This is a genomic window from Streptomyces sp. NPDC001502, assembly GCF_042894785.1.
GTDB classification, from domain to species: Bacteria; Actinomycetota; Actinomycetes; order Streptomycetales; family Streptomycetaceae; genus Streptomyces; species Streptomyces kutzneri.
In genome coordinates this window covers 1-5,169 of the sequence record NZ_JBIAVW010000054.1, presented here as the reverse complement: position 1 = coordinate 5,169, position 5,169 = coordinate 1, and the positions used below count along the sequence as shown (strand labels likewise).

Genomic DNA, 5,169 nt, shown 5'->3' with positions numbered 1-5,169 from the left:
TTCCTTTGTACTCACCCTCTCGGGCTTTCCTCCGGGCTTTCGTTCTGTTCTTGCGTTTCCGACTCTATCAGACTCTTTCGTGTCCGACTTCCTCGACGCTTTCCAGGTTTTCGCTTTCGCGTTTTCCCTTTCCGGCGGTTCCGACTCTATCAGAAGTTCTCCACCGGATTTCCCCGGCTTCGGATTCCTGAAGAATCGAGTGCACCCCACACAGAATTGCATTCCTTGGGGGGTGGGCTGCCGAACTTGTCCAGTTCGAGGCAACCGTTTGACTCTACAACCCGGCCTGGGGGGTGTCAAAACGGCCCTGGGCATCACCCCCGCCAGCGGACCTACAGACCGGCGCGGGCGCGCAACGCTTCGCCTTGTTGCCTGGTCAGGGGCGGCGGGACCGGTGCCCGTGGGGCACGTGTGGGGGGTGCGGGCGAACGACAGCAGCCAGTCTGCGACGGGGCTGCCGGGCTTCAAGGTGGCCACCACCCGCTCACGCATGGCCGCCGGGGTGTCACGCAGATCGGCAGGCAGGTCCGGGTGGGCAGCGACCGCTCTGCGCACTGCGGAATCCCGGTCAGCGGCCGGCTCAAGGGTCGGGACCGTGTGCGCGACGGCGGCGGCCCGGGTCACGGGATCGGCCAGCAGCCCGGGCGGCTCGTCCCCGAGGCTCGCGGCGACACCGCTCCGGACCACCGGGTCCGGGTGCTACGCGAGGCGAGCCCTCACCCGGGCCGGTACGGAGCCGTTGGCGGCGAGAGTACGTACGGGGCCGCGCGCGATGATCTCCTCGACCATTTCCTCGGTCAGGTGCCGCCGCACAGCGCCACCCGGCGACGGGTGCCCGCGTGCCGGAGCAAGCGCCACACCAGGTCGGCGGCGAGGTTCTCTTGGGTTGCCAGAGCGGTGAGTTCGGCATCCGGATCCATGGACAGCAGGCTAGGCAGCAGCTCGGACGCCCGTGTCGAGATGCGACGGGCCTACCGCGAGCAGTCCGGTGTGTCCGACGAGCGCGCAGGCCCTGTCGTAGTCGGACTCCGGGCCTTCGCTGTCCGCCCCCTCCCACCGGGTCAGCAGCTCAGCGGGCGCCACCACCAGCGGCCCCCCGCCTCGTCATGGCGCGAGGTGAGATGCCGACTCCCCGCTCAGGGGACCAGGACGACCTTGCCGAGGTTCCGGCGCTGCTCGATGACCGCGTGGGCGCGGGCGGCCTCGGCTAGGGGGATCTCCGCGTGCACGGCCGTACGCAGGGTGCCCGCGGCGCGCAGCTGCCACAGCTCGCGCAGCCAGCGCTCGTACAGTTCGGGCTTGCCGGTGGCGACGGCCCGCATCTGGAAGCCGATCAACGAGGCCCCGCGGACCAGGAGTTCGTACGCCTGCACCGTGCCACCGCCGGAGCTGAAGGCCACCAGGCGGCCCCCCGTCGCCAGGGCCCGTACGGCGGGTCCGAGCAGGTCGCCGCCGACGCCGTCGAGGATCACGTCGTACGGGCCGCCCCAGTCGGCGTCCCCGTACAGGACGACCTCGTCGGCGCCCAGGCCGCGGACGAAGTCGGCCTTGTCCGCGCTGCTGACGGCCGCGACGACGCGTCCCGCCCCACCGGCCTTCGCGTACTGGAGGGCGAGCGTCCCCACGGCGCTCGCCGCCGCCGTCACCAGGACCGACTCGCCGGGCTCCATGCGCGCGGCCTCGTACGCGCCGCGGGCGACCAGCCCGCTGCGGACCAGCGCGACCGCCTCCACGGAGCCGGCGCCGGCCGGGATCCGGGAGGTCATGGCGGTGTCGAGCACGGCGTACTCGGCGTAGGCGTCGGCGAAGCACAGTCCGGTGACGCGTTCCCCGGTGGTGAAGCCGGTGACGCCCGGGCCGGTGGCGACGACGGCCCCCGCCACCTCGCCACCGAGCGGGACGGGCTCACGGCCCTCCCGCACCTCCCGCACCTTGCGCACGGTCGGCAGGGTCACGCCGACCGCCTCGACCCGGATCAGCAGCTCGCCGGCGCCCGCCGCGGGTACGTCGGCCTCCTCGGCGAACAGCACCTCCGGCCCACCGTTGACCTCATGGCGAATGCGCAGCACAGGACCTCCCCGACCCCGACAATTTTCATTGGATTCCCCAACGATAAGGTCAAAGTCGTGGGGATGTCCAACGACTTTGGGTAGGGTGGGCTCATGACCTCGGCCCTCCAGCACATCCAGTCCCTGCCCTCCTGGCTCGTCGGCCGCGTCGCGGCACGCGGCCGCGAGCTGGTCGCGGCGGCGGTCGCCGCGGAGGGACTGAAGCTCATGCACCACGCGGTGCTGGCCGCCACCGCCGAGTACGGGCCCGTCGCCCAGGCCGACTTGGGCCGCAGGCTCGCCGTCGACCCCAAGGACATGGTCGGCATGCTCAACCACCTCCAGGAGGCGGGCCTCGTACTGCGCGCCCCGGACCCCGACGACCGCCGCAAGAACGCCGTCACCGTCACCCCGGAGGGGACCGCGGTACTCGCCCGCTGCGCAGCCCTGGCCGAGGCCGCCAACGCCGAGCTCCTCGCCCCGCTCAGCCCGGCCGAACGAGAGCACCTGGTGGCCCTGCTGACCCGGCTCCACGAAGCCCCGTAGGTCCGCCGAACACCGCACGCCGAACACCCGCATGACGGGCGGATGGACGGGGTGACCATCAGCGAAGAAGACCGCCGACAGCTCGGAGTCTGGGCGGCCGATCGCGTCGAGCGGACCCTCCCGTTGTTCGAGGCAAAGGCCCCCGCCGACCTCCGCCCCCGCGAAGCGATCGAAGCGGACCGCGAAGCTACGTTCCCTCGCCTGGGCGGCCCCCGCGGCGGCCCGCGAGGTCGACGACCCGGCGGCCACGGCCGCCGCCCGCGCCGCGTACCACGCGGCCGCGACCCCGTACCAGCACGTACTGGGGTCCGCCGTGTACGAGGCCTTCGCGCGTGAGCTCGGCGCGGGCAATGACACGGGCGCCGCCGACGAGGAGATCCGATGGGCGATCGGGCACGCCCCGCCGGAGGTTCGCGCACCGCTGCGCCGGATGCCGGCTCGCAATCCTGGTCGCAGTCGGCTGGACACCTTCTACTGCGAGCTCGATACCGCCCTGCGCCGCTGACGACCCAGGTGTGCCGTCCGGACTTGTTGGTGACGCGGCTTGCGCGGTCTGGCCACTGATGCCGGGGCGGGCGCGTTCGCAGCGGTGGACGGGTTCGCCGGTGGCCCTGGTCCAGGGTGGCCAGGGCGGGATGCTGTCGCTGGCGAGGATGCGGTGGGCGGTCGACGCCGCGATGTCGAAGCGGACCGCCAGGCCGCAGCGGACCGATGCGGTGCTCGCGCCGCAATCGGATCACCAAGGACCTGTCGCTTGGAACCGTCCGTGAGATCGTCGTGCTCGTGATCGAGTCTTGGGTGATCAATGACGACAGCCCTGTGCCTGTGTCGTCCGCGGTGGTGCTGGAGGCTCTTCGGTCGAGGATCGCCAGCGGCCGGCTTGAGACCTGGCTGACCAGTTCGTCCGGGCGGTCGCTGGCCTTCGTGACGAACACTGAGCGCGCGATGGTGATGGTGCTCAAAGAAGCAGGCGATCCCGGCGAGCATGCCGTGGACCCCGGAGCTCAGGGGTCGAGCGACGGGTTCGTCCTCTCCAATGGGCAGGACGACGAATACCCGGATGAGGACACCGTCCCCATCGGTGAGGCGTTCAGGCTCGTGAAGCAGATCGTTGACACGGGATCCTGGCCGACGGACGCGCGCTGGGTGGTCGATCGCTGAGCGCTATCGCCGTGCCCGGATAAGGAGGGCAGCGAGGTGCAGTGCGGCCTGGCAGGCGATGGCGAGTTGTCGGCTCGCATGGCCAGCCCGCGCCACTGCTTGAGCCGGTTGATGCATCGCTCGACCGCGTTGCGCTGCTTGTATGCCTCGGAGTCGAAGGCTGGTGGCCGACCTGGTCGGCGGGCTGCGGGATCACGGCACGGATACCTCGCCGCCGGAGATGCTCACGAATCGCTCGGGATGGGTACGCGCGGTCCGCCAGGACGGTGTCCGGCCGGGTTCGCGGTCTTCCCTGCCCATCTCGCGGAACACGGATGGTGGCCATGACCACCTCGAAGGCCGGGGCATCGCCCGCCTGGCCTGCGGTGACGCGGAGGGCCAGGGGGCGTGCATGGCTGTCGCTGGCGAGGTGGACCTTCACTCCGCCATCCCGAAAACCTGTCGTCAACTCGTCAGGTGCGCGATCGGCCTGGACGGATGGGACGAGGGCAGCGGCGTCCCCGTCGACGCGCTGAAGGAAGCGGCGATCGAGGCGGCCGAAGAACTCCTGAGCGGCCGCCGGCCGGGAGAGCGCACGGGCTGATCCTTCCCGGGGTGAGAACCGACGAGGCCGAGGCCTCACCGCCGCCGGGCTGGATAGGCTGGTCGAGCACCCACCAGGAGGAAATCATGGGCGACCTCACCCCCGAGCAGATGCGCCGCATGCACGACTTCGCGGAGCAGCTCGCGGAGCTGGCCGAGCACCAGGAGGACCAGTGGAAGGTGCAGACCACCGACGGTCAGATCTTCCTCACGATGATGAGCCCCACGGCTCCGCACGGACTCAATGTGGTGCGTCTGCGCCGCCAGATCGAGGCGCAGACGCCAGAGGTCATGGCGCTCAACGACACGAACATGGGCGACCCTCAGACAGGCCTCACCAAGGTCCCCGATCTCATGGTGATCGCGGAAGAGGACACCGACGACACAGCGAAGGTCGTCAACTCCCGTGATGTCCTGATGGTGGTGGAAGTCGTATCCCGCACGAACTCCCTCACTGACATCCGCGACAAGCTGCACGACTATCCCAGGATGGGTGTCCCCCTGTACGTCGTCGTGGACCCCCGCAAGGACAAGCGGACCGTCAGCGTGCACAGCGACTCCTCGGCAGGGCCCGACGGCACCCGGTACCGCAAGACGGTCCCCTACTCCTTCGGGGACGTCGTCACCGCAGGCCGGTGGACCCTGGACACGAGCACCCTCAAGAGCTATCCCGCCGACTGGTGAAGCACGGGCCGAGGCCGCAGGTTCGGCCGGCTCCGCAATCCGTATTCCGGCCCGTAAACGCAGAAAAGCCCCGCACCGAACCCGTAAGGGCTGGTGCGGGGCTTTCCCACAATGATTGTTCGGCGGCGTCCTACTCTCCCACAGGGTC

At 70.2% G+C, this 5,169-nt stretch carries 6 protein-coding genes and 3 pseudogenes; 4 read left to right on the top strand and 5 right to left on the bottom strand.

The features are described 5' to 3' along the window. Positions 1-797: 797 nt before the first annotated feature. From ACFY0D_RS40210 to ACFY0D_RS40200, 3 genes are read right to left on the bottom strand one after another with little or no spacing between them, the layout of a single operon-like run. Complete coding sequence (locus tag ACFY0D_RS40210; RefSeq protein WP_390802809.1) at positions 798-920, bottom strand: hypothetical protein; 123 nt, start codon at positions 918-920, stop codon at positions 798-800. Between the two features lie 10 nt (positions 921-930). After that, positions 931-1,089: an Imm21 family immunity protein gene (locus ACFY0D_RS40205; RefSeq protein WP_390802811.1), complete on the bottom strand. Its 159-nt coding sequence runs from the start codon at positions 1,087-1,089 to the stop codon at positions 931-933. 47 nt (positions 1,090-1,136) lie between these two features. After that, on the bottom strand, positions 1,137-2,069 hold the full coding sequence (locus ACFY0D_RS40200; protein WP_390802808.1) for a zinc-binding alcohol dehydrogenase family protein: 933 nt from the start codon (positions 2,067-2,069) through the stop codon (positions 1,137-1,139). Between the two features lie 93 nt (positions 2,070-2,162). On the opposite strand from ACFY0D_RS40200, the gene ACFY0D_RS40195 reads away from it, so the two are divergent. Together ACFY0D_RS40195 and ACFY0D_RS40190 are read left to right on the top strand one after the other, a co-directional pair. Continuing rightward, positions 2,163-2,594 carry a MarR family winged helix-turn-helix transcriptional regulator gene (locus tag ACFY0D_RS40195; RefSeq protein ID WP_390802807.1) on the top strand — a complete coding sequence of 144 codons (432 nt, stop codon included), beginning with the start codon at positions 2,163-2,165 and terminating at the stop codon, positions 2,592-2,594. Positions 2,595-2,636: 42 nt separating this feature from the next. Next, positions 2,637-3,099, top strand: a pseudogene (locus ACFY0D_RS40190) (putative immunity protein). A 60-nt stretch (positions 3,100-3,159) separates the two neighbouring features. On the opposite strand, the pseudogene ACFY0D_RS40185 reads toward ACFY0D_RS40190, so the two are convergent. Next, positions 3,160-3,361 (bottom strand): annotated as a pseudogene (locus ACFY0D_RS40185) (IS481 family transposase); the annotation flags it as partial. 10 nt (positions 3,362-3,371) lie between these two features. Between ACFY0D_RS40185 and ACFY0D_RS40180 the strand changes: the two are divergent. After that, positions 3,372-3,755 (top strand): hypothetical protein, encoded by a 384-nt coding sequence (locus tag ACFY0D_RS40180; RefSeq protein WP_390802810.1) that lies wholly within the window; start codon positions 3,372-3,374, stop codon positions 3,753-3,755. 3 nt (positions 3,756-3,758) lie between these two features. On the opposite strand, the pseudogene ACFY0D_RS40175 reads toward ACFY0D_RS40180, so the two are convergent. Next, positions 3,759-4,182: pseudogene (locus tag ACFY0D_RS40175) on the bottom strand (IS5 family transposase); the annotation flags it as partial. 167 nt (positions 4,183-4,349) lie between these two features. Here ACFY0D_RS40175 and ACFY0D_RS40170 point away from each other — a divergent pair. Then, positions 4,350-5,021 (top strand): Uma2 family endonuclease, encoded by a 672-nt coding sequence (locus tag ACFY0D_RS40170; protein ID WP_390802806.1) that lies wholly within the window; start codon positions 4,350-4,352, stop codon positions 5,019-5,021. Positions 5,022-5,169 lie beyond the last annotated feature (148 nt).